The sequence below is a fragment of the Streptomyces sp. NPDC007971 genome (assembly GCF_042958635.1).
Lineage (GTDB): Bacteria > Actinomycetota > Actinomycetes > Streptomycetales > Streptomycetaceae > Streptomyces.
The window spans coordinates 102,878-129,007 of sequence record NZ_JBIBJK010000014.1 but is presented as its reverse complement, the minus strand read 5'-3'; the positions used below and the strand labels follow the sequence as shown (position 1 = coordinate 129,007).

The 26,130-nt window shown below is 70.8% G+C and carries 19 protein-coding genes; 3 read left to right on the top strand and 16 right to left on the bottom strand.

The window, feature by feature from the left end:
- Positions 1-6 precede the first annotated feature (6 nt).
- From ACFZCP_RS28350 to ACFZCP_RS28340, 3 genes are read right to left on the bottom strand one after another with little or no spacing between them, the layout of a single operon-like run.
- Positions 7-1,068 carry an ABC transporter substrate-binding protein gene (locus tag ACFZCP_RS28350; protein WP_391431873.1) on the bottom strand — a complete coding sequence of 354 codons (1,062 nt, stop codon included), beginning with the start codon at positions 1,066-1,068 and terminating at the stop codon, positions 7-9.
- 60 nt (positions 1,069-1,128) lie between these two features.
- Positions 1,129-1,995, bottom strand: coding sequence for an ABC transporter permease subunit (locus tag ACFZCP_RS28345; RefSeq protein WP_391431869.1), 867 nt, complete (start codon positions 1,993-1,995; stop codon positions 1,129-1,131).
- The gene (locus ACFZCP_RS28340; RefSeq protein WP_362687530.1) at positions 1,985-2,800 is read right to left on the bottom strand and encodes an ABC transporter ATP-binding protein; all 816 of its coding nucleotides are present in this window, start codon (positions 2,798-2,800) and stop codon (positions 1,985-1,987) included. The genes ACFZCP_RS28345 and ACFZCP_RS28340 overlap by 11 nt, the downstream gene beginning before the upstream one ends.
- A gap of 159 nt (positions 2,801-2,959) precedes the next feature.
- On the opposite strand from ACFZCP_RS28340, the gene ACFZCP_RS28335 reads away from it, so the two are divergent.
- Positions 2,960-3,652, top strand: coding sequence for a response regulator (locus ACFZCP_RS28335; RefSeq protein WP_362687533.1), 693 nt, complete (start codon positions 2,960-2,962; stop codon positions 3,650-3,652).
- Positions 3,653-3,683: 31 nt separating this feature from the next.
- On the opposite strand, the gene ACFZCP_RS28330 is transcribed toward ACFZCP_RS28335, so the two are convergent.
- From ACFZCP_RS28330 to ACFZCP_RS28305, 6 genes are all read right to left on the bottom strand, one after another.
- Complete coding sequence (locus ACFZCP_RS28330; protein WP_391431862.1) at positions 3,684-5,276, bottom strand: cation acetate symporter; 1,593 nt, start codon at positions 5,274-5,276, stop codon at positions 3,684-3,686.
- On the bottom strand, positions 5,273-5,821 hold the full coding sequence (locus ACFZCP_RS28325) for a DUF485 domain-containing protein (protein ID WP_362687539.1): 549 nt from the start codon (positions 5,819-5,821) through the stop codon (positions 5,273-5,275). The genes ACFZCP_RS28330 and ACFZCP_RS28325 overlap by 4 nt, the downstream gene beginning before the upstream one ends.
- Positions 5,822-5,890: 69 nt before the next feature.
- Entirely contained in the window at positions 5,891-6,574 is a 684-nt protein-coding gene (locus ACFZCP_RS28320; RefSeq protein ID WP_362687542.1) for a response regulator transcription factor, read from the bottom strand.
- Positions 6,571-7,722, bottom strand: coding sequence for a histidine kinase (locus tag ACFZCP_RS28315; RefSeq protein WP_391431856.1), 1,152 nt, complete (start codon positions 7,720-7,722; stop codon positions 6,571-6,573). The genes ACFZCP_RS28320 and ACFZCP_RS28315 overlap by 4 nt, the downstream gene beginning before the upstream one ends.
- Positions 7,719-8,240: a DUF1453 domain-containing protein gene (locus ACFZCP_RS28310; RefSeq protein WP_391431853.1), complete on the bottom strand. Its 522-nt coding sequence runs from the start codon at positions 8,238-8,240 to the stop codon at positions 7,719-7,721. The genes ACFZCP_RS28315 and ACFZCP_RS28310 overlap by 4 nt, the downstream gene beginning before the upstream one ends.
- Before the next feature lie 778 nt (positions 8,241-9,018).
- A complete protein-coding gene (locus ACFZCP_RS28305) occupies positions 9,019-11,142 on the bottom strand; it encodes a DNA gyrase subunit B (protein ID WP_391431851.1) in 2,124 nt (707 codons plus the stop codon).
- 439 nt (positions 11,143-11,581) lie between these two features.
- Between ACFZCP_RS28305 and ACFZCP_RS28300 the strand changes: the two genes are divergently transcribed.
- On the top strand, positions 11,582-11,812 hold the full coding sequence (locus tag ACFZCP_RS28300) for a hypothetical protein (protein ID WP_391431848.1): 231 nt from the start codon (positions 11,582-11,584) through the stop codon (positions 11,810-11,812).
- A gap of 100 nt (positions 11,813-11,912) precedes the next feature.
- Here ACFZCP_RS28300 and ACFZCP_RS28295 read toward each other — a convergent pair whose 3' ends face one another.
- The 7 genes from ACFZCP_RS28295 to ACFZCP_RS28265 all read right to left on the bottom strand — a co-directional run bounded on the left by ACFZCP_RS28295 (position 11,913) and on the right by ACFZCP_RS28265 (position 23,688).
- Complete coding sequence (locus ACFZCP_RS28295) at positions 11,913-12,773, bottom strand: trypsin-like serine protease (RefSeq protein ID WP_391431845.1); 861 nt, start codon at positions 12,771-12,773, stop codon at positions 11,913-11,915.
- Positions 12,774-12,895: 122 nt separating this feature from the next.
- Complete coding sequence (locus tag ACFZCP_RS28290) at positions 12,896-14,437, bottom strand: RNA polymerase sigma factor (protein WP_391431842.1); 1,542 nt, start codon at positions 14,435-14,437, stop codon at positions 12,896-12,898.
- A 435-nt stretch (positions 14,438-14,872) separates the two neighbouring features.
- Positions 14,873-15,760 (bottom strand): FCD domain-containing protein, encoded by an 888-nt coding sequence (locus ACFZCP_RS28285; protein ID WP_391431840.1) that lies wholly within the window; start codon positions 15,758-15,760, stop codon positions 14,873-14,875.
- Positions 15,761-15,922: 162 nt separating this feature from the next.
- On the bottom strand, positions 15,923-18,253 hold the full coding sequence (locus ACFZCP_RS28280; protein ID WP_391431838.1) for an ATP-binding cassette domain-containing protein: 2,331 nt from the start codon (positions 18,251-18,253) through the stop codon (positions 15,923-15,925).
- Positions 18,254-18,488: 235 nt separating this feature from the next.
- The gene (locus tag ACFZCP_RS28275; RefSeq protein WP_362687570.1) at positions 18,489-19,247 is read right to left on the bottom strand and encodes an NUDIX hydrolase; all 759 of its coding nucleotides are present in this window, start codon (positions 19,245-19,247) and stop codon (positions 18,489-18,491) included.
- Positions 19,248-19,376: 129 nt separating this feature from the next.
- Positions 19,377-21,587 (bottom strand): glycogen debranching N-terminal domain-containing protein, encoded by a 2,211-nt coding sequence (locus ACFZCP_RS28270; RefSeq protein ID WP_391431833.1) that lies wholly within the window; start codon positions 21,585-21,587, stop codon positions 19,377-19,379.
- A 535-nt stretch (positions 21,588-22,122) separates the two neighbouring features.
- A complete protein-coding gene (locus tag ACFZCP_RS28265; protein ID WP_391431831.1) occupies positions 22,123-23,688 on the bottom strand; it encodes a DUF4192 family protein in 1,566 nt (521 codons plus the stop codon).
- Positions 23,689-23,852: 164 nt separating this feature from the next.
- Between ACFZCP_RS28265 and ACFZCP_RS28260 the strand changes: the two genes are divergently transcribed.
- Positions 23,853-26,018, top strand: coding sequence for a RecQ family ATP-dependent DNA helicase (locus tag ACFZCP_RS28260; protein ID WP_391431828.1), 2,166 nt, complete (start codon positions 23,853-23,855; stop codon positions 26,016-26,018).
- The last annotated feature ends 112 nt before the right edge of the window (positions 26,019-26,130 follow it).

The following is a 26,130-nucleotide window of genomic DNA, read 5'->3' as shown; positions in this document are numbered from 1 at the left end:
AAGGGGTCACTGGGCGGCCTTGTCGACGAACTCGGTCGTGTACGTCCTGCTCAGGTCCACCTTGGCGTTCTTGATGTTGGGGTTGAACGCCTTGAGCACCTTCTCGACGGTCTCGGGACCGCCGCCGGGCATGACGCCGTCCTTGGTGAACATCGGCAGCGTGCTCTTGACGGCCAGCGTGTAGAGCATCTTGTTGCCCTGGGAGTAGTCGGCGGGCATCTTGGCCGCGATCTCCGAGGCGCTGTGGGTGGACATCCACTTGAGCGTCTTGACGAATGCATTGGCCAACTTCTGGACCGTGTCCTTGTGTCCGTTCACCCAGTCCGTCTGCATGTACAGACTGGACGACGGGTAAGGCCCGCCCAGCGCCTGCTGCGACCCCTCCGGGGTGCGCATGTCGATGAGGACCTTCCCGGCCTTCTTGTCCAGGATGGTGGCGACGGTCGGATCGGTCGTCATGCCGCCGTCGATCGCGCCGTTCTGGAGCGCCGCGACGAACGTCGGTCCCGCCCCCACCGCGACCGGGGTGAACTCGCTGACGTTCACGCCGTTCTTGACCGCGAGGTACTTGGTGAGGAAGTCGGTCGAGGAACCGAGTCCGGTCACTCCCAGTTTCCGGCCCTTGAAGTCCTTGGGCGAGGTGAGGTCGCCGGCCGCCTTGTTCGAGACGACCTCCACCTCACCGGGCGCGTGCGAGAACTGCACGACCGACTCCACCGACTTGCCCTTCACCTGGAGGTCGAGGGTGTGGTCGTAGAAGCCGACCGCCCCCTGCACCTGACCGGAGACGAGCGCGGTCTCGGCCTGCACGCCGGCGGGCTCGCTCAGCAGCTGGACGTTGAGCCCCTCCGCCTGGAAGTAGCCGAGGCGCTGGGTGAGCATCGCGGGCAGGTAGATGACCTTGTCGAGGCCGCCGACCATGATCTTGACGGTCTCGCCCTTGCCGCCGCCCCCGCCGCTGCCGGTGTCGGCGGTCGAACTGGCCGCGTCATTGGCGCAGGCGGTGAGCGAGGAGAGGGCGAGCAGGCCGGAGACGGCGAGCGAGGTGTATCTGGCGGTCTTGCGCATGGCGGTTCACGTCCTTGTGAGAGGGCGGGGAGGTGGGGCGAGCGGGCCGGGACAGGCGGGTCAGCTGTCGGAACCGGTGGGCTTCCAGCGGAAGATGCGGCGCTCGGCGAAGGTCAGCAGCCCTTCGGCGACCAGGGCGACCGCCGCGAGGATGACCATCGCGGCGTACACGCCGGCCGCGTTGAAGGTGTTCTGCGACTGCGCGACGAGCAGGCCGATGCCCTTGGTGGCGCCGATGTACTCGCCGACGATGGCGCCGATCAGGGCGAATCCGAAGCTGACGTGCAGGCTGGTGAAGATCCAGGACGTCGCCGACGGGATGACGACCTGAAGGGTCACCCTGCGGTCGCTCGCCCCCAGGATGCGGGCGTTGGCCACCAGGTTGCGGTCCACCTCGCGGGCGCCCTGGAAGGCGTTGAAGAACACCGGGAAGAAGACGAGCACGACGGCGGAGGCCACCTTGGAGGACGGGCCGAGCCCGAACCAGATGAGGAAGATGGGCGCCAGGACGATCCTGGGGATCGAGTTGAGCACCTTGATGTATGGACCAAGAATCTCCGCGAGCAAGGTGATCCGCCCGAGCGCGATACCGAGGAGGACGCCGGCGATCACACCGATGACCCAGCCGAGAAGCGCCTCGTACAGCGTGTACCAGATCTGCTCCCCGAGGGAACCGAGCGCGGTTCCGTGCATCACCCAGGTGTCGATCTGGTCCCAGATCTTCGAGGGCATGGAGAAGTTGAACGGGTCGATGACCTTCGCCCGGGACAGCCCCTCCCACAGCCCGAGGACGGCCACCAGGAGCAGCACGCGCGCGGCGGTGACGACGATCTTGCGGCGGCGGGCGGCCTGCGCGCGACTCTGCGCACGGTCCGGGGTGGTCCTGGAGGTCTCGGCGACCGGGGTGCTGAGAACGTCAGGCGACATGAGCGGCACCTCTTTCGCGCGTGATGCGGACCTCTTCACCGAGCGACTCCCAGATCTCGCGGTAGATCTCGATGAACCGCGGCTCCAGGCGCACCGACTCGACCTTGCGCGGCCGGGGCAGGTCGATGTCGAACACCTGCTTGACGGTCGCCGGTCCGGCCGTCATCACGACGACCTTGTCGGCCAGCGCGATGGACTCCTCCAGGTCGTGGGTGACGAAGACGACGGAGGCGCCGGTGCCCTCCCACAGCTCCAGCAACTCGTCCGACATGAGCGCCCGGGTCTGCACGTCGAGCGCCGAGAACGGCTCGTCCATGAGCAGGATCTCGGGGTCGTTGACGAAGGTGGCGGCGAGGGCGACACGCTTGCGCTGGCCGCCGGAGAGCTGGTGCGGATAGCGGTCCTCGAAGGCCGCGAGGCCGACCCGGGCCAGCCACTCGCGGGCCTTCTGCCTGGCCTCCGCCTTGGGCACGCCGCGGAATCGCGGGCCCGCCATGACGTTGGACAGGACCGTCCGCCAGGGGAAGGTGGCGTCCTGCTGGAAGACGAAACCGACCTTGCCGCCGACGCCGTCGACCGGCTCGCCGGCCACCAGCACCTCGCCCTCGGTGGGCTCCTCCAGGCCGCTGACCAGGGTCAGCGTCGTGGACTTGCCGCAGCCGGTCGGGCCGACGACGGCCACGAACTCACCGCGCCCGACCGTGAGGTCCAGGTTCCGGACGGCGGTGTGCAGACCCCCTGACGGGGTCCTGAAGGTTTTGCTCGCGCCCCGTAGCTCGATGGCGGGGCTGGTGTCTGCGCTCATGGGCCGGGACGGTAGGTGTGGCCCCGGCCACAGCAGCAGTCTTGTGAGCACAAGCCGTTCTTTTGCTCGCAAGAACCTGTTGTGCTCATTTTGCTCGCGCTACAACTGCGGAGCACGAAACACGGGCTTAACGCTCGCCGGCCTTGAAGGAGAGGCCTGATGATTCACGTCCTGGTCGTGGACGACGACTTCCGCGTCGCAGAGATAAACGCCAAGTACGTGGGAAAGGTTCCCGGCTTCCGGGTGACCGCCCGCGCGCACAGCGCCGCCCAGGCGCTGGCCGCCGTGGAGCGCGGCGGCATCGATCTGGTCCTGCTCGACCACTACCTGCCGGACCAGACCGGTCTCGAACTCGTCCACCGCATGCGGGAGCACGGCCACGGCACCGATGTCATCATGATCACGGCGGCCAGCGACGTGACCACCGTCCAGCGGGCGATGCGCCTGGGCGCCCTGCACTACCTGGTCAAGCCCTTCACCTTCGCGGCCCTGCGCACCCGTCTGGACTCCTATGCCGCGCTGCGCCGCACCGTCGACCGGGTGGGCGGCCGGGGGCTGACGGGCCAGGAGCAGGTGGACCGGATCTTCGGGGCCCTGCGCACGGCCCCGGCACCGTCCGCGCCGGGCCTGCCCAGCGGCCAGTCGGAGCCCACGACCGATCTCATCTGCGGCGTCCTGCACCGCGCGGACCACCCGTTGTCGGCCCACGAGGTCGCGGCCGAGACCGGTCTGAGCCGCTCCACCGCCCAGCGCTACCTGCGCACCCTGGAACAGGCGGGCCGTCTGCGCCTCTCCCTGAAGTACGGCGACACCGGTCGCCCGGAGCACCGGTACGCGTGGGTGGCTCCCTGACGGCAGTCCCCGCCATGCCCCACCGAGCCGGCTACACGGCTCCCGCGCCGGTCAGCGACCGTACCTCGGTCTCCGCGTACTTGGCCTCGTCCGCGACCTCGTCCGAAGTGACCGTGCCCAGCCATCCGGCGAGAAAGCCGAGCGGGATGGAGACGATGCCCGGGTTCTGCAGCGGGAAGTACTGGAAGTCGACGTCCGGGAAGAGCGAGTCCGGGCTGCCGGAGACCACCGGGGAGAGCAGCACCAGCCCGAGCGCGGGGATCAGCCCGCCGTACACCGCCCACACCGCGCCACGAGTCGTGAAGGCGCGCCAGAACAGCGAATACAGCAGCACCGGCAGGTTCGCCGACGCGGCCACCGCAAAGGCGAGGCCGACCAGGAACGCGACGTTGAGGTCACGGGCCAGCAGGCCCAGCGCGATCGCGACGACCCCGATACCGACCGCCGCGATGCGCGCCACCGTCACCTCGCTGCGCGCCTTGCCGTGGGGCCGCCGCAGGGACGCATACAGGTCGTGGGCCACGGATGCCGAGGAGGCGAGCGTGATCCCGGCGACCACCGCGAGGATCGTGGCGAAGGCGACAGCCGCGACCACGGCGAACAGAACCGTTCCACCAGTGGAACCGGCGCCCCCGCCCAGATCCAGGGCCAGCAGGGGCACGGCCGTGTTCCCGGCCGCGTTCGAGCCGCGCACGGTCTGCGGTCCGACCACGGCGGCGGCCCCGAACCCGAGGACGATCGTCATCAGGTAGAAGCCTCCGATCAGCCCGATGGACCACACGGCCGAACGCCGGGCCGCCCGCGCGGTCGGCACGGTGTAGAAGCGGGACAGGATGTGCGGCAGCCCCGCCGTGCCCAGCACCAGCGCGAGCCCCAGGCTGATGAAGTCGAGGCGGGCGGTCCAGCTCCCGCCGTACTTCAGTCCCGGCGCCAGAAAGGCCTTCCCGTGACCGCTGCGGTCGGCGGCCGCCAGCAGCAGCCGGTCGACATCGCCGTGAAACCGCACCAGCACCAGCACGGTCAGCACGACCGTCCCGCTGAGCAGCAGCACCGCCTTCACGATCTGGATCCAGGTGGTGGCCCGCATCCCGCCGAGCGACACGTAGACCACCATCAGGGCACCGACCCCGATGACCGTCCAGGCCTGGGCCGCCCCGCTCGTCCGCCCCAGCAGGAGCGCCACCAGGCTGCCCGCGCCCACCATTTGCGCGACCAGATACAGAACGGACACCGTCACCGAGGACGTTCCTGCCGCGATCCGCACCGGCCGCTCACTCATCCTCGCGGCCACCACGTCGGCCAGGGTGAACCGCCCGCAGTTGCGCACCAGTTCCGCCACCAGGAACAGCACGACCAGCCAGGCCACGAGGAAGCCCACCACATAGAGCAGCCCGTCGTAGCCGTAGAGCGCGATGAGCCCCGTGACCCCGAGGAAGGAGGCCGCCGACATGTAGTCCCCCGCGATGGCAAAACCATTCTCCATCGGGGAGAAAAGCCGCCCTCCGGCATAGAACTCCTCTGCCGAACCATGCCGCCTGCGGCTCACCCATGTCGTGATGCCCAGGGTCACGGCCACGAAGCCGCTGAACAGCAGCAGCGCCAGCGTCTGATGTCCACCGGTCACGAGGCGCCTCCCTGCACTCCGCGGGTCAGTTCCTGTGTGTCCCAGCGCAGCTCCAGCGCCGCCCGGTCCCGGCGCAGCCGCGCATGCCGCGCGTAGGCCCAGGTGAACAGGAAGGTGGTGAGGAACTGCCCGAGTCCTGCGAGCATCGCCACGTTCACGGCTCCGGCCACGGGACGGGCCATGAGCGTGGGCGCGGTCGTCGCGGCGACCACGTACCCCACGTACCAGACGAGGAAGGCGGCGACTCCCGGCACCACGAACCTTCGGTACCGGCTGCGCACCTCCTGGAACGCCTCGCTGCGCTGCACCTCGGCATAGACGTCGCGGGCACGAACCTCCGCCCCGTCCCGCTCCCCGCGCGCGGACGGCACGGCCCCTGCCGGCATCCCGGTGCCGTCCACCTCGCCCCAGCCGGAGGCCAGTGCGTCGTACCAAGGGTCTTCGTACCGTGCGTCGCGGGAGGGCGCTCCGTGGTCTTCTCGCCTGCCGGCCGAACTGCCGGGACCGTCCCCGGCTTCACGGGAACGACCATCGCTTGACTGCATGCCCAAGGATGGACAGATCGGGAAGTTCCCTGACTCTTCTTCCCCAGGCTCTTCACCCCATCAGGTGACTCACTCCCCGGGCGGCCGCACCAGCCCCTTTCCGTAGGCGTAACGCACCGCCTGAGCCCGGTCCTTGAGGCCCGTCTTGGCGAAGAGGTTGTTGATGTGCGTCTTCACGGTCGCGGTGGAGACGTGCAGTGCCCGGGCGATCTCCTGGTTGCTCAGGCCCTCGGCGATCAGCACCAGTACCTCGGTCTCCCGCGCGGTCAGCCCGTCGGGAGCCTCGGCAGCCGCCGGTGCGGGCTCCGGCTCCGACAGCCTCTCCAGCAACCGGCGCTGGACGCTCGGCGACAGCCCCGCCTCCCCCGACAGGACACTCTCCACCGCCCGCACGATCTCGTCGCCGCCCGCGTCCTTGGTGAGATACCCCCGGGCTCCCGCACGCAGCGCGGGGAACAGGGACTCGTCGTCCGCGTACGTGGTGAGCACCACCACCTGGGTCCCCGGGTACTGCGCCCGGATACGCCGCGTGGCCTCCACACCGTCGCAGCGGGGCATCCGCAGGTCCATCAGCACCACGTCCGGAGCGAGTTCCCCGACCAGCCGCAGCGCCTCCTCGCCGTCCCCCGCCGAACCCACGACCTCCACACCGGACAGCAGGCCGAGCAGCATCACGATCCCTTCCCGGACCACGGTCTGGTCGTCGGCGACCACCACGCGGGCGGGCTTCTTCTCCCCCTCCGTCTCCGTCATACGGGCACCTTCAACGTCACCACGAACCCCTCCTCGTCCGGCCCGGCGTCCAGCGAGCCGCCCAGCAGTTCGGCCCGCTCCCGCATTCCCAGCAGACCGTACCCGCCGCCCGCGCCCGTGAGTTCGCCCGGACGACCGCCCGAGTCCCGCACGTCCAGCGTCACTTCCTGCTCGCCGTAGTCGAGTCGCAGGTACACCTTGGCGCCATGAGCGTGCTTACGAACGTTCGTCAGCGCCTCCTGCGCCACCCTGCGCACAGCCTGGGACGCCTCGGCCGACAGCGATCTGCGCTCACCCGTGACGGTGACCTCGGCGCCGTCGGCCGCGCTGACCAGTTCGCTCAGGTAGTCCTCCAGCGGGGTGAGCTCACCCCGCAGCGCGGACAGTGCCTGCCGGGTCTCGGACAGGCCGTCCCTGGCCATGCCCCGGGCGGCCACCACCCTCTCCAGAATCTGGTCCCGGTCGGCGCCGCGCTCGATCAGCAACCGGGCCGCCTCCAGGTGCACCAGCTGCGCGGAGAGGCTGTGGGCGAGCACGTCGTGGATCTCCCGGGCGATCCTCGCCCGCTCGGCCAGCGCCGCCGACTCCGCCTCGGCGGTCCTCGCGGCCCGCTCCTGGGCGAGGAGCCGCTGCGCGCTCCCCCGGGCCTCCGCGTCCAGCCGCATGACGTATCCGGCCAGGGCCATGCCGCCCACCGTGGCGGCGGTGGTCAGCCACACGTCGTTGTTGAACGCTGAGTACGAGGCCAGCGCCACCGACGTCACGGGCAGGGCGGCCCCGAGAGGCAGCCGCTCCAGGGCGGAGACCCCGCAACCGCACCAGATCACCAGGGCCGGTCCCTCGAACCCCACTGCCTGGGCCGCGACGGCGATGGCCAGGAGCACGCTCATGAGCGCCAGGGAGAGCACCAGCCGGTGCTCGTAGGTGCTGCGGAAGAAGGCCCAGGAGACGACGGCGGCCAGCAGCACCGCTGCCGCGGCCGCGAGCGCGCCCCCCATGCCGACGTGTTTCTGGCTGAAGGCCCCCCAGAGGAGCAACCCGATCACCAGCACCCTGACGGCCCAGGCAAGCAGGCGTCGGGGCCGGGGGGTCCCCACGTGGCCGAGCGCCTCTCGCGACGGCCAGCGTGTCCAGGCGTTCTCCGTCACACGCGCTCCTTCCACGCCGGCGCCATGCCGTCACCGTACGCCGGGGCCGGCCGGCTCGCGGAACCGATGGACTGCGCCCGCCAGGCCAGGATCCCGGACCGGACCAGCAGGGTGCCGGCCAGGCCGAGCATCAGCGCCGAGCTGTCCTGGTGCACGCCGAGCAGGATGCCGAAGGCGAAGACACCGACCCTCAGGGCTATGCCCCCGGCCCACACGGCGGCACTCGCCTTGGTGCTCTTGGTCCACACCACGCCGTCCGGTTCCGTCCAGACACGGGTGGTCCAGGCCCAGCCGGCACCCGTGGCCAGGCCTATGAGCACCTCCACGGCGAGCAGCACCGCGGATTCGATCCGGTGGTGGGCGTCGAGTATGCCGGGCTCACGCAGCGCCACGACCCCGAGAATCACGGGCAGCAGCCACCAGCGCCGGTCGGTGTCGATCGCACGGGCACGGAACTGGCGCACGATCACTATGGCGACCACTGCCACGGTCACCAACACGTTGACGAGCCCGGACATCACTGCCTCCGTGAGCGAGAAGGGGTGTCGGGAGCGAGCGCTGTCCGACACCTTCGAAGCTACGGAAATTCGCAGGTCAGGAGATCGGAGCCAGGGTGGATCGAGGGTGGAACCTCACAGGCGGCTCGACTCCACCCACGGGTGGACGGACCGCCGACGAGCCACGCGGGCGGCGCCTCTGCCGCTGCCCGGCTGCGATAGAGGAGGCTGTGGGAGCACGGCTGGTCGGGGGCTGGCCAACGCTGGAGCCGGTCTGTGGTGAGCGCGGACGGACCTGATCCCGGAAACGGCCGGCAAGGCATCGGCTGCCCCGGGCATTGACCGGCCACCGCATCGGCGGATCACGGAACCGACCGGCCACGGCACTCGCCGACCCCGAAACCGGCCGATCACGGCAACGTCGGGCCAGGCCAGTCGTCGGCCTGAGCCCGAGGCGTCGTGAGCCGGAGCAGCGGTACGTCAGGACAGCCGCGATGCCGGGAAGGGAGCCGAAGCGAGAGCAACAGGTTCCATTCGGGGGGGCGGCGGCGCAGGCCCACCGGCAAGTCGCAGCACCCGGGGACGTCGGGGCAGGCACACCGGCAAGTCACAGGACCCGGGGGCGGCGGCGCAAACTCACCGGCGAGTCCGAGGATCCGGGAGATACAAGCCCACCGGCGAGTCCGAGGACCGCTCACGCGCCCCGTCGCCGATCGGAAAGCGCACCGCCACCCGACACCCGGCGGCCGGCCTGACTGCTTGCGACAAGCGGTCAGGCCGACCCGAGTCGGCACTTCGGCTACGCGTCGATGCGCGAGCGGTCCAGTGTCGCCGCCGAGCTGGAGATGAACTCCTTGCGGGGGGCGACGTCGTTGCCCATGAGCAGATCGAAGACCTGCTCGGCGGCCTCCAGGTCCGAGAGGTTGATCCGGCGCAGAGTCCGGTGGCGCGGGTCCATCGTGGTCTCGGCCAGCTGGTCGGCGTCCATCTCGCCCAGACCCTTGTAGCGCTGGATGGAGTCCTTGTACCGGATGCCCTTGCTCTGGAACTCCATGAGCTTGTCGCGCAGCTCACGGTCCGAGTACGTGTAGACGTACTTGTCCTGGCCCTTCTTCGGCTGAATGATCTCGACACGGTGCAGCGGCGGCACCGCGGCGAAGACCCGCCCGGCCTCGACCATGGGCCGCATGTAGCGCTGGAACAGCGTCAGCAGCAGGCACCGGATGTGGGAGCCGTCCACATCGGCGTCGGTCATCATGATGATCTTGCCGTACCGCGCCTGGTCGATGTCGAAGGTGCGGCCCGAGCCAGCTCCTATGACCTGGATGATCGCGCCGCACTCGGCGTTCTTGAGCATGTCGGTCACCGACGACCGCTGCACGTTGAGGATCTTGCCCCGGATCGGCAGCAGCGCCTGGAACTCGGAGTTCCGCGCGAGCTTCGCCGTACCGAGCGCGGAGTCTCCCTCGACGATGAACAGCTCGCTGCGGTCGACATCGTCGCTGCGGCAGTCGGCGAGCTTGGCCGGCAGCGACGAGGACTCCAGTGCGGTCTTCCGCCGCTGGGCGTCCTTGTGCTGGCGGGCCGCGACGCGGGTGCGGGCAGCGGCTACCACCTTCTCCATCACGACCCGCGCCTGCGCCGCCGCGTCACGCTTCGTGCTCGTCAGGAACGCCTTGAGTTCCTTGGAGATCACGTTGAGCACGATCCGGCGGGCCGCCGAGGTGCCGAGCACCTCCTTGGTCTGGCCCTCGAACTGCGGCTCGGCCAGGCGCACGGTGACGACCGCGGTCAGGCCCTCCAGGGCGTCGTCCTTGGCGATGTCGTCCTCGGCCACGCGCAGCATCTTCTTGGCCCGCAACGTCTCGAGCAGCGTCTTGGTGACGGCCTGCTCGAATCCGGCCACGTGGGTGCCGCCCTTGGGGGTGGCGATGATGTTCACGAAGGAGCGCAGGGTGGTGTCGTAGCCGGTGCCCCAGCGCATGGCCACGTCCACGCCCAGCTCGCGCGTGACCTCGGTGGGCGTCATCTGGCCGTGTTCGTCCAGGACCGGGACGGTCTCCTTGAAGGTGCCCTGCCCCGAGAAGCGGAGGACGTCACAGACCGGCTTGTCCTTTGCCAGGTACTCGCAGAACTCGCTGATGCCGCCGTCGAAACGGAACGACTCCTCGCCCTTGCTGCCGCCCTCCCCGAGCCCGAGCTCGTCACGGACGACGATCGTCAGGCCCGGCACCAGGAAGGCGGTCTGCCGCGCGCGCTGGTGCAGCGTCTCCAGGGAGAGCTTGGCGTCCTTGAGGAAGATCTGCCGGTCCGCCCAGTACCGCGTGCGCGTGCCGCTGCGGGTCTTGGGGATCTTCTTGGCCTTGACCAAGCCGCTCTTGGCCTCGAACTTCGCGTTCGAGCCCTCGCCCCGGAAGACGCCCGGCACACCGCGCCGGAAGCTGATGGCATGGGTGTGGCCCCCGCGGTCCACCTCGATGTCGACTCGGGCCGAGAGCGCATTGACCACGGAGGCACCGACACCGTGCAGACCGCCGGAGGCGGCGTACGAGCCGCCTCCGAACTTGCCGCCGGCGTGGAGCTTGGTCATGACGACCTCGACACCGGACAGCCCGGTCTTGGGCTCCACGTCCACGGGGATGCCACGGCCGTTGTCCCGTACCTCGACGGAGCCGTCGTCGTGGAGGATCACCTCGATGTGGTCGCAGAAGCCCCCGAGGGCCTCGTCCACCGAGTTGTCGATGATCTCCCACAGGCAGTGCATCAGGCCGCGGCTGTCGGTCGAGCCGATGTACATGCCCGGGCGCTTGCGCACGGCCTCGAGACCCTCAAGGACGAGGAGGTGCCGCGCGGTGTAGTTGGAACCGTCCCGGTCTGCTCCTGCCAGCAGCGCTGTGGACGGCACGGACGTATCGGCGGTCACGCGGTTCGCTCCTCGCTGAATTTCAGGTAACCCCCTCGTGGGTAAGGGGGCGGCTTCGGTCGCCGCTCAGAGGGTACCGAGGCCTGGTAGAGCCGTTGTAACGCCACCCTCGTCGAGAACTCAGCCTAGTCCACGCTCGCATGCATGTTCGATCCCTCGATGGAGTGAAGTACATATCACGTTCCATTGGAGGCATGAACCATTTAGGCTCCGGGCACGTCCTCATGAACAACCGGCAACCCCGCCGGGAGGATGTGAACCGAAAACAGCGCGAAACCGTAAGCACACAAGACACGCACTACGGCTCATTCGCCGCCAACCGGCAGCAGACAGCAGCCCCGGAAAGATTTTTCGAGGAAAAGCCACGAGCGGGAACGTTTTCGGGCTGGTTGGATGTTGACCCTGGTACGACAGCTCGTCGAGCTAGAGAAGAGGCGACGTGACTACTGTTCTGACCCCCGCGAGCCCGCTGACGGCCGCCGATCGCTGCGACCGCTGCGGCGCCCAGGCCTACCTGCGTGTGGTCCTGCTCAGCGGCGGAGAACTGCTCTTCTGCGCCCACCACGGTCGCAAGTTCGAGCCGGAACTCAAGAAGATCGCCGCTGAGATACAGGACGAGACGGAGCGGCTGACGTCCGTTCCGGGCATCGTTTCCGAAGAAGAGCGCTGAATCTCGCACCCACGACGAGCCAGCCCCGGCACAGGCCGGTGAACGGGCGGCCACTCCTGTGAGGAGCGGCCGCCCGTGCTCATGCCCCCGTTTCAGGCTCTCAGGGCGCCTTGCGAGGCCGTTGCGGCCCCGCAGCGGCCGACGGCAGGGCGCGGAGTACGTCGGACACCCGCGTGTAGACACCAGGGCTGCCAGGACGCCCGCAGCCGCTCCCCCAGGACACGAGCCCGACCAGTCGTCCGGAGGCGACCAGGGGGCCTCCGCTGTCGCCCTGGCAGGAGTCCGGACCGCCCGCGATCTCCCCGGCACAGAGCATGGAGTCGGCCCGGTAGGCGCCGTCCGGGCCGCCCGGGTAGGCGCGGGCACAGACGTCGTCGGCCAGCACATGGACATGCGCTCCGTACAGCCGGCGTGCATAGGCACCGCCGCCGGAGGTGTCGCCCCATCCGGAGACCAGGGCTTCCGTCCCTGGGGTGTATGCCTGATCACCGGTGGGTGCCATGGACACGACGGCGCTCTGCGGCAGGGGCTCGGCCAGGGTGAGCACGGCGAAGTCGCCGGAGTTGGACGCGGCGTCGTAACGCGGATTGACCCGGGCGTCCCGTACAGCGATCTCCGCGCCCCCCTCCGCGAGCAGGTCCGTGCGACCGCTGATGACCTTGAGATCGGACACACGATCAGGTGGCGCCCCCAGGACATCCTCGGCCAGACAGTGGGCCGCGGTGAGCACGGTGGTCCGCGTGACCGCCACACCACCGCAGAACTGCCCCGCCCGCGTACCTCCGAACCGGGCACGACTGGACAGTGCAACCGTCCACGGGGCCTGGGACACATCGATCGGAGATCCGCCGACAACGACACTGTCGGCGGCCACCGAGGCCGTTCCCACCAAGGGTATGACGGTCATGGCAGCCGCCAGGGAAAGCGGCCGGATCAGAGTCCGGACAACGGAACGGCGCATGCAAACTCCTCACTCCGGGGTGGCGCTGGGACACCCAGAGTCATGCACGGCGCGGTTGCTCGCAGCACGAAGGCCCGGCTCCCGCGAGGGGAACCGGGCCTTAGCCGTCCTGCGGCCGGGACCTAGTCGAGGTAGTCGCGCAGCACCTGCGAACGCGACGGGTGACGCAGCTTCGACATGGTCTTGGACTCGATCTGGCGGATGCGCTCACGGGTCACGCCGTACACCTTGCCGATCTCGTCCAGCGTCTTCGGCTGACCGTCGGTGAGGCCGAAGCGCATGGAGACGACGCCGGCCTCGCGCTCGGACAGGGTGTCCAGAACGGAGTGCAGTTGCTCCTGCAGAAGCGTGAAGCTGACGGCGTCGGCGGGGACGACGGCCTCGGAGTCCTCGATGAGGTCACCGAACTCGCTGTCACCGTCCTCACCCAGCGGGGTGTGCAGGGAGATGGGCTCACGGCCGTACTTCTGGACCTCGATGACCTTCTCGGGGGTCATGTCGAGTTCCTTGGCCAGCTCCTCCGGGGTGGGCTCACGGCCCAGGTCCTGGAGCATCTGGCGCTGCACGCGCGCGAGCTTGTTGATGACCTCGACCATGTGAACCGGGATACGGATGGTGCGGGCCTGGTCGGCCATCGCGCGGGTGATGGCCTGACGGATCCACCAGGTGGCGTACGTGGAGAACTTGTAGCCCTTGGTGTAGTCGAACTTCTCGACCGCGCGGATCAGACCGAGGTTGCCCTCCTGGATGAGGTCCAGGAAGAGCATGCCGCGGCCGGTGTACCGCTTGGCCAGGGAGACCACCAGACGGAGGTTGGCCTCCAGGAGGTGGTTCTTGGCGCGGCGGCCGTCCTCGGCGATGATCTCCAGTTCGCGCTTGAGCTTCGGCGCCAGCTTGTCGGCGTTGGCCAGCTTGTCCTCGGCGAACAGACCCGCCTCGATGCGCTTGGCCAGCTCGACCTCCTGCTCGGCGTTGAGCAGGGGGACCTTACCGATCTGCTTCAGGTAGTCCTTGACCGGGTCGGCGGTGGCACCGGCCGCGGCGACCTGCTGGGCGGGTGCGTCGTCCTCGTCCTCGTCGGACAGGACGAAGCCCGCGCTCTCGGCGCCCTCGGGTTCGTCGGTGACCTTGGTCTCCTCGAGGACCTCTTCCTCGAGCAGCTCGGCGTCGTCCTTCTTCGCCGTGGTCTTCTTGGCGGCCGTCTTCTTGGCGACGGTCTTCTTCGCGACCGTCTTCTTGGCAGTCGCCTTCTTGACGGCGGCCTTCTTGGCCGACGTGGCTTCCTCGGCGGGATCGTCGGCGAGCGGAGCGGTGGGCGCAGCCGGGGCCGCCGTGGTGGCGGTGGCCTTCCTGGTGGTCACCGTCTTCGCCGCGACCGTCTTGGTGGCGGTGCGCTTCGCCGGGCTCTTCGCTGCGACGCTCTTTCGGGTGCGCTTGGGCTCTGCTGCACTGACCATCAGCGTCACACCCTCTTCCTCAAGGATCTGGTTGAGGCTGCGCAGTACGTTCTTCCACTGAGTGGCCGGAATCTGGTCAGCTTCGAAGGCCCGACGCACATCGTCGCCGGCGATCTGCCCCTCAGCCTTTCCCCGCTCAATGAGCGCCATGACAGAGACGGACTCGGCGATCTCCGGCGGGAGCGTACGGGATGTGCTGGCCGACACGAACAACCTCTCGGAACGTTGGAAAACGGCTTCCGGCCCCGTCCACAGCGGACAGGAGCCGACCACCGGCCTGGGGATGGGCCGACGGAGCGGGCGGGGGCCGGGGAGATGCACAGCGCCTGTCATGGCGTCCGTATTCCCTCCGCGACTGTCACCTCTTAGGTCATCGCGCAGTTCCCACGAGCGTTACGCCCAATCTGCGTGGCCCGAGTCACACCCCGTAAGCGGTCAAAAGCGGTCAGCCATGGGCAAAGGATGTCACTGATGGACCGATCGGAGCCGTTCCACCTACCGCGGCGGCCCGCCGCGCCGCCGGGCCCCACCGGATTCCGAGGATCCGGTGGGGCCCGGCGACGGCCGGTTCCCTGGCCCGGCGCCGCCACGAGAGGCCATCACAGCGCGGCACACCGGCGACCACACCGCTTGCGGCAGGGCTCAGTGCTCGCGCGGGGCGGGGACCACCCGCTCCACCTCGGGGTGGACGGTGAGCAGTTGGCGCATGGCCACCTCTGCCGCCGTACCGTCGCCGGTGCCGAGGGCGTCGACGATCCGCGCGTGCAGCGCGAGGGAGCCCTCGTTCGGCCGGTCACAGCCGGTGACCGGGCCGCCGGAGACCTGGAGGGCGGCCGAGACGATCCCGGAGAGGTGCTCGAGCATGCGGTTGCCCGCGATCTGGATCAGCAGGGCGTGGAACTCGGTGTCGGCACGCGAGAAGGTCAGCGCGTCGCCCTGTGCCATGGCATGGCTCATGATCTCGACCATGTCGGAGAGCCGCTGCTGCACCTCTTCGCGCCCGTGCCCGGCGGCGAGACGGGCGGCGAGTGGCTCGATGGTCCAGCGCAGCTCGCTCAGCTCGCGGCGCTGGTCGTCGCGCATCGGCCCGAAGGCCCGCCACTCGATGATGTCCGGATCCAGGAGGTTCCAGTCACTGACGGGCCGTACGCGGGTGCCGACGTTCGGGCGGGCGCTGACGAGGCCCTTGGCCTCCAGGACACGGAGGGACTCGCGGACGACGGTGCGGGAGACCTCGAAGCGCTGGCCGATCTCCTCCGGCACCAGCGGGCGGTCCGCCCCCAGGTCACCGGAGACGATCATCTGACCCAGCTGCTGGACGAGTTGGCCGTGCAGTCCGCGTCCGCGGCTGCCCGCTGCACGCCGGCCCACCCGGCCGAGATCCGGGTCCGCTCCCTCCCAGGCGGGTGCTCCGACGCGGTCGGCCACCGGGGCCTCGGCGTAGGGGTAGCGGTCGAGTTCGCCCGGGCCGGTCAGACCTGAGTCTGCGGAGCGGGCGGCGGTCATCATGGTGTGCGCAAGGGTACTCACGGATCCTTTGTCGGCGTCGCCTCCAACTCCCTTGAGGTCTTTGGTGAAAAGCACACGAAAGGGTGATCGCTCACAGCATCGCAATTGACGCCTTATCGGAAAGAAACGGGCTTTCTCCGGGGAGTTGTGCACACACCGGGTCCGGAAGCGTGCGGACAGCCTTCACCGGACACTGGTACGCAGCGTGGTGACCACATACGCGCACAACAGCGTGACCAGCGACAACGACATCGCACCCCCGACGGGTTGGGCGACGACCCGGGCTACGCCGAGCAGATAGCGCTCCCCCCCGAAGGGCCACTGCAGGAGGAACAGCTCCCGCATCCGCAGGGACAGGCCGGCAGCCATCGGCACAGCCTGCCCGTGCAGCATCTTGTGGACGACGGGGACGATGGCGACGGGTACGGCGAGGACGGCAGCGAGACCCGCCGTGGTGGACCGGAAGACGCCGGCCGCAAGGACCCCGGCCCAGGCGCAGCCGATCACCAGCCCGAACCAACTCACGCTCAGCGAGAGCCAGTCCGAGGGAACTCTGGTGAGCTCCCGTCCGTAGACGAGGTAGAGCATCTCGGCGTCGCAACCCATGGTGAGGAAGGCCAGCATCACGGCCGTGGCCCCGGAGACCACGAGCTTGGCGGTGAGCAGCCCCAGCCGGCGGGGCACGGTGCCACGGTCCGCCGCCAGCGCGGGGTGGCGGAACTCGTCGCCGAAGGCCAGCGCCCCGAGCAGCCCCGCAGCGAGCGCCGCGGGCGGCAGCGGCAGCTCCCGGGGCCACGCCGCGAAGAGCCGCGCCTGCGGGGTGTGACCGATCCGCGCCAGGACCACGGCGGTGAGCGCGGACACCACCAGCACGACCCCGCAGGTGAGAAAGCCGACCCCGATTCCGGTGGCACGACGCAGCTCGTAGCGCAGCGGACGGAGCGGACTGTGAGCGGGGCGGACGGAGATGGGGGGTGGCAGGGGGGACAGGTCGACGTGGGCACGCGCCGTTTGGGAACGCGTGGGCTGCCCGGCCTGAGGTTGGCGGCTGCCCGCATTGCGGGCGTCCGGAGTCCGTGCACCGGGAACGGTCGCGCCCGCCGCCCGGGCGCCGACGGCAGTACGCGTCGCGCCGGATTGCGGTTCCGTGTCGGCGCAGGCACCCGCAAGACCGGTTTCCGCAGCGACCGCAGCGGGTCGCCGGCCTGTGGCGATCGCGGGCATGCCGGTGCGGGAGGCTTCGTCGTCGCGGTCCGCGGGGGAGGCGGTGTCGGGGGACGGGCGGTGGGCCTCGCAAGTGCTGTCGGCCTGCGAGGCCCCGGCGACGGGGGTGCCGTCGGCGTTCTCCATACCGTCCGGCACGGACTGGTGGCCATGGGGCTCCCCGAGCGAGGCCCCCTCGCCGCCCAGGTCCTGCCCCGACTCCCGCGCCGAGGTGTCCGGCACCGCACGTTCCGTTTCCTCGTCAGCGACGCCGGGCACCCCCTGCGCGGACTCCGGGCCGCACCCGTCCGACCCGGAGCCCGGTGCGCTTCGTGACCACTCATCGGACACGGAATCCGGTGCGGCCTGCTCCCGCCCGTTCGCCGCCGTCTCGTCGGCCGCCTCCGCCCCGCCGCCGGATCGCGCGTCCGCGCCCGGCCCCATGTCCCCCACCTCATCAGCGAGTTGGTGAACGAGGATGCCGTGACGAAACGCGGTCTCGCCGATGTCGGCGGTCGTACTGCCGTACACGGACAGACGGTTGCCGCCCTCGCGCACGACCTCGACCGAGCGCTGCGCGGTGCGCGCCTCCTTGGTGAGCAGGGCCGCGAGGCGGGCGGCGTGGGGGCTGCGGACGGCCACCCGTGGTCGCAACCGGGTACGTGCGAACTCCCCCGCCTCCTGGTCGGCGACGAGTCTGCCGCCGTCGAGGGTGACGACCCGGTCGGCCGTGCGGGCGGCCTCCTTGGAGTCGGTCGTCGTGAACAGCACCGTGCCGCCCTGGGCGGCGTACGCCCGCATCATGTCGTGCAGCCAGCGCGCCTCTCGGGCCGAGAGGCCGCCGGTGGGCTCGTCCAGGACGAGCGTGTGCGGGTCGGGCAGCAGCGCACAGGCCAGTCCGAGTCGGCGGTCCATGCCGCGCGAGAGAGTGCCGAGGCGCTCCTCACGGAGACTGACGAGACCGACCACTTCGAGGACCTCGTCGGCGCGCCGGGCGGAAACGCCCGCGGCCGCGCACAACATGCGCAGGTGACCACGGACCGAGCGCGCCGGATGACCCGGTACATCACCGAGAAGTACGCCTACCTCCCGCGACGGATGCGGGATGCTGTTCAGGGGCCGTCCTCGGAAATGGGTGATGCCGCGCCCCGGCTGCAGTTCGAGCATCAGTCTGAGCGTGGTCGACTTGCCAGCGCCCGCCGCCCCGAGGAGCGCGGTGACGCGGCCGGCGCGCGCCTCGAAGGAGACGTCGTCGACGGCGGGCGGGTGCGCCTTGCGGGCGTTGCTGGTCAGTCCGAAGGCCTGGATCACCTGCAGCAAGATAGCGTGCAATGTCCGGTTTTTCCGGTATAACCCGACCTGCTGCACGGTGGCGTCCGTGCCACGAGGGCTCATGTCCGCCATTCGACGGATCGAGCCCCGGCTCACACACCCGCTCCCGGCGGACCGGCGCCGTGGGCGCCGAATCGCTCGGAGGTCGCTCGGAGACCGCTTGGACCTCGGGGCGGAGCTTGGGCGGTCAGACCTCGGGGCGGAGCGTCGGAAGTCAGACCTCGGGACGGAGCATCGGAGGGTTGAGCAGGGTGGCGCCGCCGGCCCGGAAGAGCTGGGCCGGCCGTCCCCCCTGGCGGGTGGTCGTGCCGCCGGTCGGAACGAGGAATCCCGGGGTTCCGGTGACCTTGCGGTGGAAGTTGCGCGGATCGAGGGCCACACCCCACACCGCCTCGTAGACCCGGCGCAGCTCGCCGACGGTGAACTCGGGCGGGCAGAACGCGGTGGCCAGCGACGAGTACTCGATCTTGGAGCGCGCCCGCTCTACACCGTCGGAGAGAATCTGGGCGTGGTCGAAGGCCAGGGGTGCCAGGGGTTCGCCGTCGCGGCCGTATCCGCCCTGCTGGAGCAGTTCCTCGACCGGTGCCCAGCGTGCGTTGCTCGCGTCACCGCCCGCCCGGGGCGCGGGCAGATCGGGTGCGAGGGCGAGGTGCGCGACGCTGACGACACGCATTCGCGGGTCCCGCTTCGGGTCTCCGTAGGTGGCCAGCTGCTCCAGGTGGGCGCCGTTGTCCTGGGCGGGAACCGAGGGATCGTGGGCGCGCAGCCCGGTCTCCTCGGCCAGTTCGCGAGCTGCCGCCTGGGACAGGTCCTCGTCGGCCCGCACGAACCCGCCGGGCAGCGCCCAGCGCCCCTGGAACGGCGGCTCGCCCCTGCGCACCGCCAGCGCACACAGGGCATGACGGCGCACGGTCAGCACGACCAGGTCCACGGTGACGGCGAATGGCGGAAAGGCTGACGGGTCGTAGGGCATGCGGCGATCATAGTCGTCTGCCTGACGATAAACACTCCCTTCGTCATCCGCATCGACGACGGATCCTCTTCGTTCCGGTATGGGCGCACGGTCGGCGCCCGTTTGCGGTGCCGACGGCGTTGTACGAGGTCACACCCCCAATTGCAGGCCGTCCGCCGCATCCTCGACCATGGCGAGGCCCAGTCTGCTGACCCGCACGGCAAAAGGAGCCCCCACCACGCGCAGCCCGGTGAGAGTGATCTCTCCGAGGGGCGCGCTCCGAACCGGGCGCAGCGTGACAGTGCGAGCAGGCGCGTCCGGGCGGATGCCCGCGAGCGCGCTCAGGACCAGGATCGCGGAGGCTGCGGCGGTCGCCGCCGGGCGGCAGGCCGCCGGGTGTGGGAGGGGGGCTCGGCCGGCCGAGCGCTGCTCCCCCGAGTGCATCTCCGGCAGCCGATGGTCGAAGTGCTCCGCCGCGTCCAGGAACCCTCTCAGCAGGCCGGTCGCCTCCTTCTCGTAGCCGGCGGCGGCCAGCCCGGCGATGGCCAGCGCGGTTTCATGGACCCGGACGGCTCCGCTCCGGTGACCGAACGGATTGTGTCCGGCCTCCTTGGCGGCGAGACTGCGCAGCCCCCAGCCCGTGTCCATCGCCGGGCCGCCGAGCAGCCTGGCGAGGTGTTCGGTCTGCACTTTGTCGAGCAGGCCGGGGGCGAGCCTGCCCCCGTCGAGAAGCCCGGTGTCGAGGAGATGCACAGCGGTGGAACCGAGCTGCGGAAGGGGGCGGCCGTCCGGCATCAGGGCCGCGGCCGGGCGGCCGCCACCGCGGTCCTCGACCCAGAAGTCCTTCCGGAACGCGTTTCGCGCGGCCTGGGCCCACTGCCGTAATTCGGTTCCCCCTGGCCTGTCGTAGGCGTCGAGGAGATCGGCACCGAGGACGGCAGCCCTGTGGGCGTGGGCCTGTGTCTCGCAGCGGACCGGGCCCGCCGGCTGCGGGTCGGCAAGGTAGGTGCCGTCGCCTGCTGCGGTCCGCAACCAGGTCAGACAGCGCTCGGCCACGGGCAGCAGTTCCTGTGTCTCCTGCTCGGGCAGCCCCCAGCGGCGGGCTTCGGCGAGCAGGACGGGAAAGAGCAGCGTGGCCTCCGTGCCCGTGCAGGCGGCCGGGAGAAAGGCGCCCGCGTCGCGCCGCGGTCCGGGTAGGAGACCGGCTCGTGGGCCAGGGCCCGGAAGCTGGGTGCGGGCCAGGGCGCGCAGCGTGCCCGCGGCGAGCCGGGTACCGAGAGGCAGTGTCATCCGGGCCGCGGCAAGTGCCTCGGCCGGTGCCCTTCCACAGCGCCAGGGCGCACCCGCGGCGAGATAAGTGTCGGAGGGGTGGGCGGGGTCCCGCAGCAGCAAAGCCAAAAGGTCGTCGACAGCGGCCCGCAGCAGGGTGGCCACCCGGGGATCGTCGCCCGCCGCCCGTGCGGGTGCGAGCGGGCTGGACGCGGCCTGGCGCACGGCGCGCAGCGGTGTTCCTCCCGGTCCGTCGGGGCGTACCCGGAGTTCCACGTCCGCCGTTCCGCCCGGAGGCAGTTCCAGTTCCCAGCGCAGAAGTCCGGCGGAGGCCAGCGCGTCGGCCGGCGGCGGGTGTGCGGTGACGCAGGCACCGCCGCGGTCCGAGGCCCAGCGCAGGCCCGAGTCGTGGACGCTGGCCGGGAATTCAGGGCCGGTCGATCCGGAGGCGATGGCGCCGAGGTCGGCGAGGTCCGTGCCCAGGGCGACCTCGACCGGGAGGCGCAGGGGGCGCAGGGTGGCGTTGAGCAGTGTGATGCGCTCGGTCCCGTCCGCGTTGCGGATGCGCTCGACGACGACGTCGGGATCCGGGCCCGCCGCAGGGGAGGCACGCAGTGTCCCGACGAAGCGGGCCCGGTCGGCTCCGGTCATCCGGGCCTGCACCACGAGCGGCTCGCGCCCGGCCACCCGGAGCTGGCATCGCGAGAGCAGACGCCTGCCGCCCCGGTAGAAGCCTTCCAGTCCCCGGCCGGCCAGTTGTCCCTGTGGGCCGGAGATGGCGAGCGCGGGGAGAGCGACGCAGATCAGCGCGGTGTGGGTGGGAGGCAGGTCGGGGGCGGCCCGGGGCGACGGGTACGGTGCGCGCCCGGAGGCGGTGGAAGAGGGCGCGGCGGCCTGGCGACGGGGCCCGCCGGCGAGTGGGGCCGGGGCGCGGGACGGGCCCTGGGCGGCCGGGGACCTTGGGGGCCTGCCCGGGACAAGGACGATCTCGGGTGCGGTGATGGCGGCGCCGGCCTGGGGGAAGGTGTCGCGCCTGCCCGGGAGCGGGCGGTTGTCGTCGGCGGCGGAGGGCCGAGTCTGCTGCTGGTGCATGGCGTGGCTTCTCCTGCGCTCGGTGTGCCTCGGACGGGGTGGGCGCGGAGTGGGGCGCCCTGCTGGACAGGGGTCGGACAGCGGCACCACCCGTCCGGGCGCTCCGCCACTCAGGTGAACGGAGAGGGGTACGTCGGGGTCACGCCTCGCGTGGGGGAAGCCTGCCGGACGGTCACCCGTCGAACAGGGGCGCCCGGCCGGCGGGTCGGGCGCCGGCTCGACCATCTGTCGGTCGGGCGGCACTCTCAGGCGGCGCACTCGGGACAGGCGGCGCACCAGCCCCCAGCGGACCACGCGTCCGAAGAGGACTACGCGTCCGAAGCGGCTCAGCAGTCCAGGGGGACGGCCAGGGCCCGGGGCACACCTCCCCACAACGACACCGCACCCACTTGGGGCCCGGCTTCGAGGAGGCCCATCGCACGTCGCCCCGCCCCGCGCTGCCTCGGCCTCTCCCGCCCTGGTGGGACGTGTCTTCTGGCAGCGCTGCCGGCCGGTGGCCCGGCCCGACGGCGGTCGGCGCTCCCACGCTTCCCGCTCATCCGTCTCCCTCCGTCTCCGGGTGACCGCTCCCCGCCGAGGTGCCGCGGCTCGCGCCGCCGGCCGAACGCTCCTGCGCGCCACCCTGCCTCCCACTGCCCGGACGCGAAGGTCCGCCGGCCGGTGTCTGGGGGTGGGAGCCGGCGGGGCGGCGCCGCCCCGCCGCCCCTCGGGACGGACGATGTCCGCTGTCGGTGCGCGATGCGGACCGGATCCGACGGCGCCGACGGGCGCCTGCCCCCGGGGCCGGCTCGGCACTGCAACCGTCCGCTCGACCGGACGTCCCGGATTCTGCGACGTCGCTTCCGGACGGGGCGTCCGAAGGCATGTCCGAGGCAGCCTCGGCCGCCGCTCCCGTCGGCTCCACGGGCACGGTCTGCGTTCGCCCCTCGCGATCCGCGCGCAGGCAGCGGCGGATCGATTCGGGGTCCAGCCCCTCGTTGCAGGCCTGATGCAGCAGGCGGGCGAACAGATAGTCGGGATCCGCGCCGAGCGCCATGGCGAGGGCCTCCCGGGCCTCCAGCTCGTCGCCGCTCGACCATGCGACCCAGCCCACCAGGGTCAGCGGGGCGGCGGCGTGCTCGCCGTAGGGTCCGACGCAGCGGCGGGCCAGTGCCCGCCACAGCCGCAGGGCCGGAGCCGCCTCGTCGCCCTCCATCCACGCGGCCGCCCGGTCGCGCGTGGTGCGGTCCTGGAGCCCGAGGATCAGCGTCGCCGCCTCGTCGTTCGCAAGCAGCTCGTCGTCACGCATGTCGGCCGGGTACGTGCCGGAGACCGGTGGTGCCGCGGCGAGCCTGCGGATCACCCGCTCGGCGAGTTCGAGGGTCTCCTCCGCCACGCTCGCGCGGGCAGTGTCGTCCAGGATGCGCGGCACCAGGGACATGCCCGCCGCGTCCAGCGCGATCTCCTGTTCCAGGGCCGCGCCGGTCTCCCAGGGCTGCAGCCTCACACGCAGCTCGCGCAGGGTGCCGCGTACCTGGATCCCCGCGTAGGTGGCTGCGGCGGCCAGCACCGAGGTACCGGGCAGTCCCATCGGCGTTCCGTCGCCGGGGCAGCATCCCTCGGCCGGGCAGCAGTACGACCAGAAGCGGCCGTCCGAGATGCACAGTGCCTCGATCACCGGCACATCGAGCATGCCGCACTCGGTGCGCAACAGCTGGGCGAGCGGCTGGAGGCGGAGCATGACGTCACGCCCCGTCTCGCCACGGCCCGGTTCCTGGCAGACGTAGGCGACCATCCGCTCGGGCCGGGCGCCACGCCGCCCGCACCCCGTCACCAGCCCCTGGACCAGCTGCCGGGCGGCCGCCGACCAGTCCTCCTCGGCGGCGGGGATGCCCAACCGGGCCCGGCCGCCGAACCTGCCGGGGCCTCCGTGGTCGTGCAGGGCGACCAGGACGATGCTGTCCTCGGGGCGGTAGCCGAGCAGATAGGGCAGGGCGTCGGCCAGCTCGGCCGGGCTGCGCAGGGTGACCTGGGTGTCGTGCGCGGACGCCTCGCGCCATGGCTCGTGCCCTGTGATGTCGCCGTTTTCGAAGGGTCCGGTCGTTTCGCTGTGGTTCGTCATAGGCCGACGATCTCGCGGATCTTGAGATTCCGCTTGAGGCTGTGGATAAGTTCGACCAGGGACACGACAAAACCGCTGCCCGGGCGCGGTCTTTGTCCACAGCAAAAGGGCTGCGACAGCCCGCTCGCGCCCGGCTGTCAGTTCCGTCCTGTTGTATGGGACGCATGGAGCACACGAGCAATGCGGACCTCCGGGCACAGGCCGACACCGTCCTCGCCCGGCTCGTCGGCGACACGACGGGCGCCGCCCGACTGCGCGAGGACCAGTGGCGGGCCATCGAGGCCCTGGTCGCCGATCGGCGCCGGGCCCTGGTCGTGCAGCGCACGGGGTGGGGCAAGTCCGCGGTGTACTTCGTGGCGACCTCGCTGCTGCGGGCCAGAGGCAGCGGACCCACGGTGATCGTCTCGCCGCTGCTCGCGCTCATGCGCAACCAGGTGGAGGCCGCGGCCCGCGCCGGTATCCACGCCCGGACCATCAACTCCTCCAACACCGAGGAGTGGGAGGACGTCCAGGGTGAGATCGCGGCCGGTGAGGTCGACGTGCTGCTCGTCAGTCCGGAACGACTGAACAACCCCGATTTCCGTGACCAGGTCCTGCCCAAGCTCTCCGCGGCGACCGGCCTGCTCGTCGTCGACGAGGCCCACTGCATCTCCGACTGGGGCCACGACTTCCGCCCGGACTACCGTCGGCTGCGCACCATGCTCGGCGATCTCCCGCCCGGCGTCCCGGTACTGGCCACGACCGCCACGGCGAACGCACGCGTGACCGCCGATGTCGCCGAACAACTCGGCACCGGCGGCACCTCGGACGCCCTGGTCCTGCGCGGGCCGCTGGACCGGGAAAGCCTGAGTCTCGGCGTACTGCGGCTGCCGGACGCCGCACACCGGATGGCCTGGCTCGCCGACCATCTCGACGATCTGCCGGGCTCGGGCATCGTCTACACGCTCACCGTGGCAGCAGCCGAGGAGGTGACCGCGTTCCTGCGGCAGCGCGGTCACACCGTCGCGTCGTACACGGGCAGGACGGAGAACGCCGACCGCCAGCAGGCCGAGGACGATCTGCTCGCCAACCGGGTCAAGGCGCTGATCGCCACCTCCGCGCTGGGCATGGGCTTCGACAAGCCGGATCTCGGCTTCGTCGTGCACCTCGGTTCGCCGTCCTCTCCCATCGCCTACTACCAGCAGGTCGGCCGCGCCGGCCGCGGCGTCGAGCACGCCGAGGTGCTGCTGCTGCCGGGCAAAGAGGACGAGGCGATCTGGGAGTACTTCGCGTCGCTCGCCTTCCCCTCCGAGGACCTCGTGCGCCGCACCCTCGACGTGCTCGCCCACGCGGACCGGCCGCTTTCGCTGCCTGCTCTGGAACCCCTGGTGGAACTGCGCCGTTCCCGGCTGGAGACGATGCTGAAGGTCCTCGACGTGGACGGAGCGGTGCAGCGCGTCAAGGGCGGCTGGATCGCGACCGGGCAGCCGTGGTCGTACGACGCCGAGCGGTACGCGTGGGTGGCCCGCCAGCGCGCGACCGAGCAGCAGGCGATGCGCGGGTACGCGGCCACCACGGACTGCCGGATGGAGTTCCTCCAGCGGCAGCTCGACGACGAGGGCGCCAAGCCCTGCGGCCGCTGCGACAACTGCGCGGAGCCGCGCTTCACCCCTGGTACCTCCACGGCAGCCCTGGACGCGGCGCGTGTCGACCTGGGTCGTGCCGGGATCGAGGTGGAGCCCCGGCGCATGTGGCCGACTGGCCTCCCGGCGATCGGCATCGACCTCAAGGGACGTATTCCGGCCGGTGAGCAGGCCTCTCCCGGACGGGCACTGGGTCGGCTCTCGGACATCGGCTGGGGCAACCGGCTTCGCCCCCTGTTCGCGCCCCAGGCACCTGACGCGCCCGTGCCGGACGACGTGGCGCGAGCCGTGGTGGACGTGCTGGCCGACTGGGCCAGAGGGCCCGGCGGCTGGGCCTCGGGCACGGCCGGTGCCCAGCCCCGACCCGTGGGTGTCGTGACCGTCGCCTCGCGCAGCAGGCCGGCGCTGATCCGCTCCCTGGGGGCCCGCATCGCCGAGATCGGCCGACTGCCCCTGCTCGGCTCCGTGGAGTACTGCGGTGACACCTCGCGGGTGTCCCGCAGCAACAGTGCCCAACGCCTGAAGGCGCTCGACGGGGCGCTGACGGTGCCGCCCGACCTCGCCTCCGCGCTCGCCGAGGCCCGCGGTCCGGTCCTGCTGGTGGATGATTTCATGGAGACCGGCTGGACCCTCGCGGTCGCCGCGCGTCTGCTCAGAAGGGCCGGGGCCGCTGAGGTGCTGCCTCTGGTGCTGGCCGTTCAGGGCTGACGCCGGCAACCGGTGGTGCGTCGGCACTGGTCACGGTGTACGAACGTGCCGTGGTCGAACGCTCCGGGGGTCATCGGTGGCTCCAATGGGTAGGGATATAAGCCACGCACCA

Excerpts from the sequence above, each read along its gene's own strand:
- ACFZCP_RS28350 (WP_391431873.1), bottom strand. The coding sequence starts at position 1,068 with ATGCGCAAGACCGCCAGATACACCTCGCTCGCCGTCTCCGGCCTGCTC.
- ACFZCP_RS28345 (WP_391431869.1), bottom strand. The coding sequence starts at position 1,995 with ATGTCGCCTGACGTTCTCAGCACCCCGGTCGCCGAGACCTCCAGGACC.
- ACFZCP_RS28340 (WP_362687530.1), bottom strand. The coding sequence starts at position 2,800 with ATGAGCGCAGACACCAGCCCCGCCATCGAGCTACGGGGCGCGAGCAAA.
- ACFZCP_RS28335 (WP_362687533.1), top strand. The coding sequence starts at position 2,960 with ATGATTCACGTCCTGGTCGTGGACGACGACTTCCGCGTCGCAGAGATA.
- ACFZCP_RS28325 (WP_362687539.1), bottom strand. The coding sequence starts at position 5,821 with ATGCAGTCAAGCGATGGTCGTTCCCGTGAAGCCGGGGACGGTCCCGGC.
- ACFZCP_RS28320 (WP_362687542.1), bottom strand. The coding sequence starts at position 6,574 with ATGACGGAGACGGAGGGGGAGAAGAAGCCCGCCCGCGTGGTGGTCGCC.
- ACFZCP_RS28310 (WP_391431853.1), bottom strand. The coding sequence starts at position 8,240 with ATGTCCGGGCTCGTCAACGTGTTGGTGACCGTGGCAGTGGTCGCCATA.
- ACFZCP_RS28295 (WP_391431845.1), bottom strand. The coding sequence starts at position 12,773 with ATGCGCCGTTCCGTTGTCCGGACTCTGATCCGGCCGCTTTCCCTGGCG.
- ACFZCP_RS28275 (WP_362687570.1), bottom strand. The coding sequence starts at position 19,247 with ATGCCCTACGACCCGTCAGCCTTTCCGCCATTCGCCGTCACCGTGGAC.
- ACFZCP_RS28270 (WP_391431833.1), bottom strand. The coding sequence starts at position 21,587 with ATGCACCAGCAGCAGACTCGGCCCTCCGCCGCCGACGACAACCGCCCG.
- ACFZCP_RS28265 (WP_391431831.1), bottom strand. The coding sequence starts at position 23,688 with ATGACGAACCACAGCGAAACGACCGGACCCTTCGAAAACGGCGACATC.
- ACFZCP_RS28260 (WP_391431828.1), top strand. The coding sequence starts at position 23,853 with ATGGAGCACACGAGCAATGCGGACCTCCGGGCACAGGCCGACACCGTC.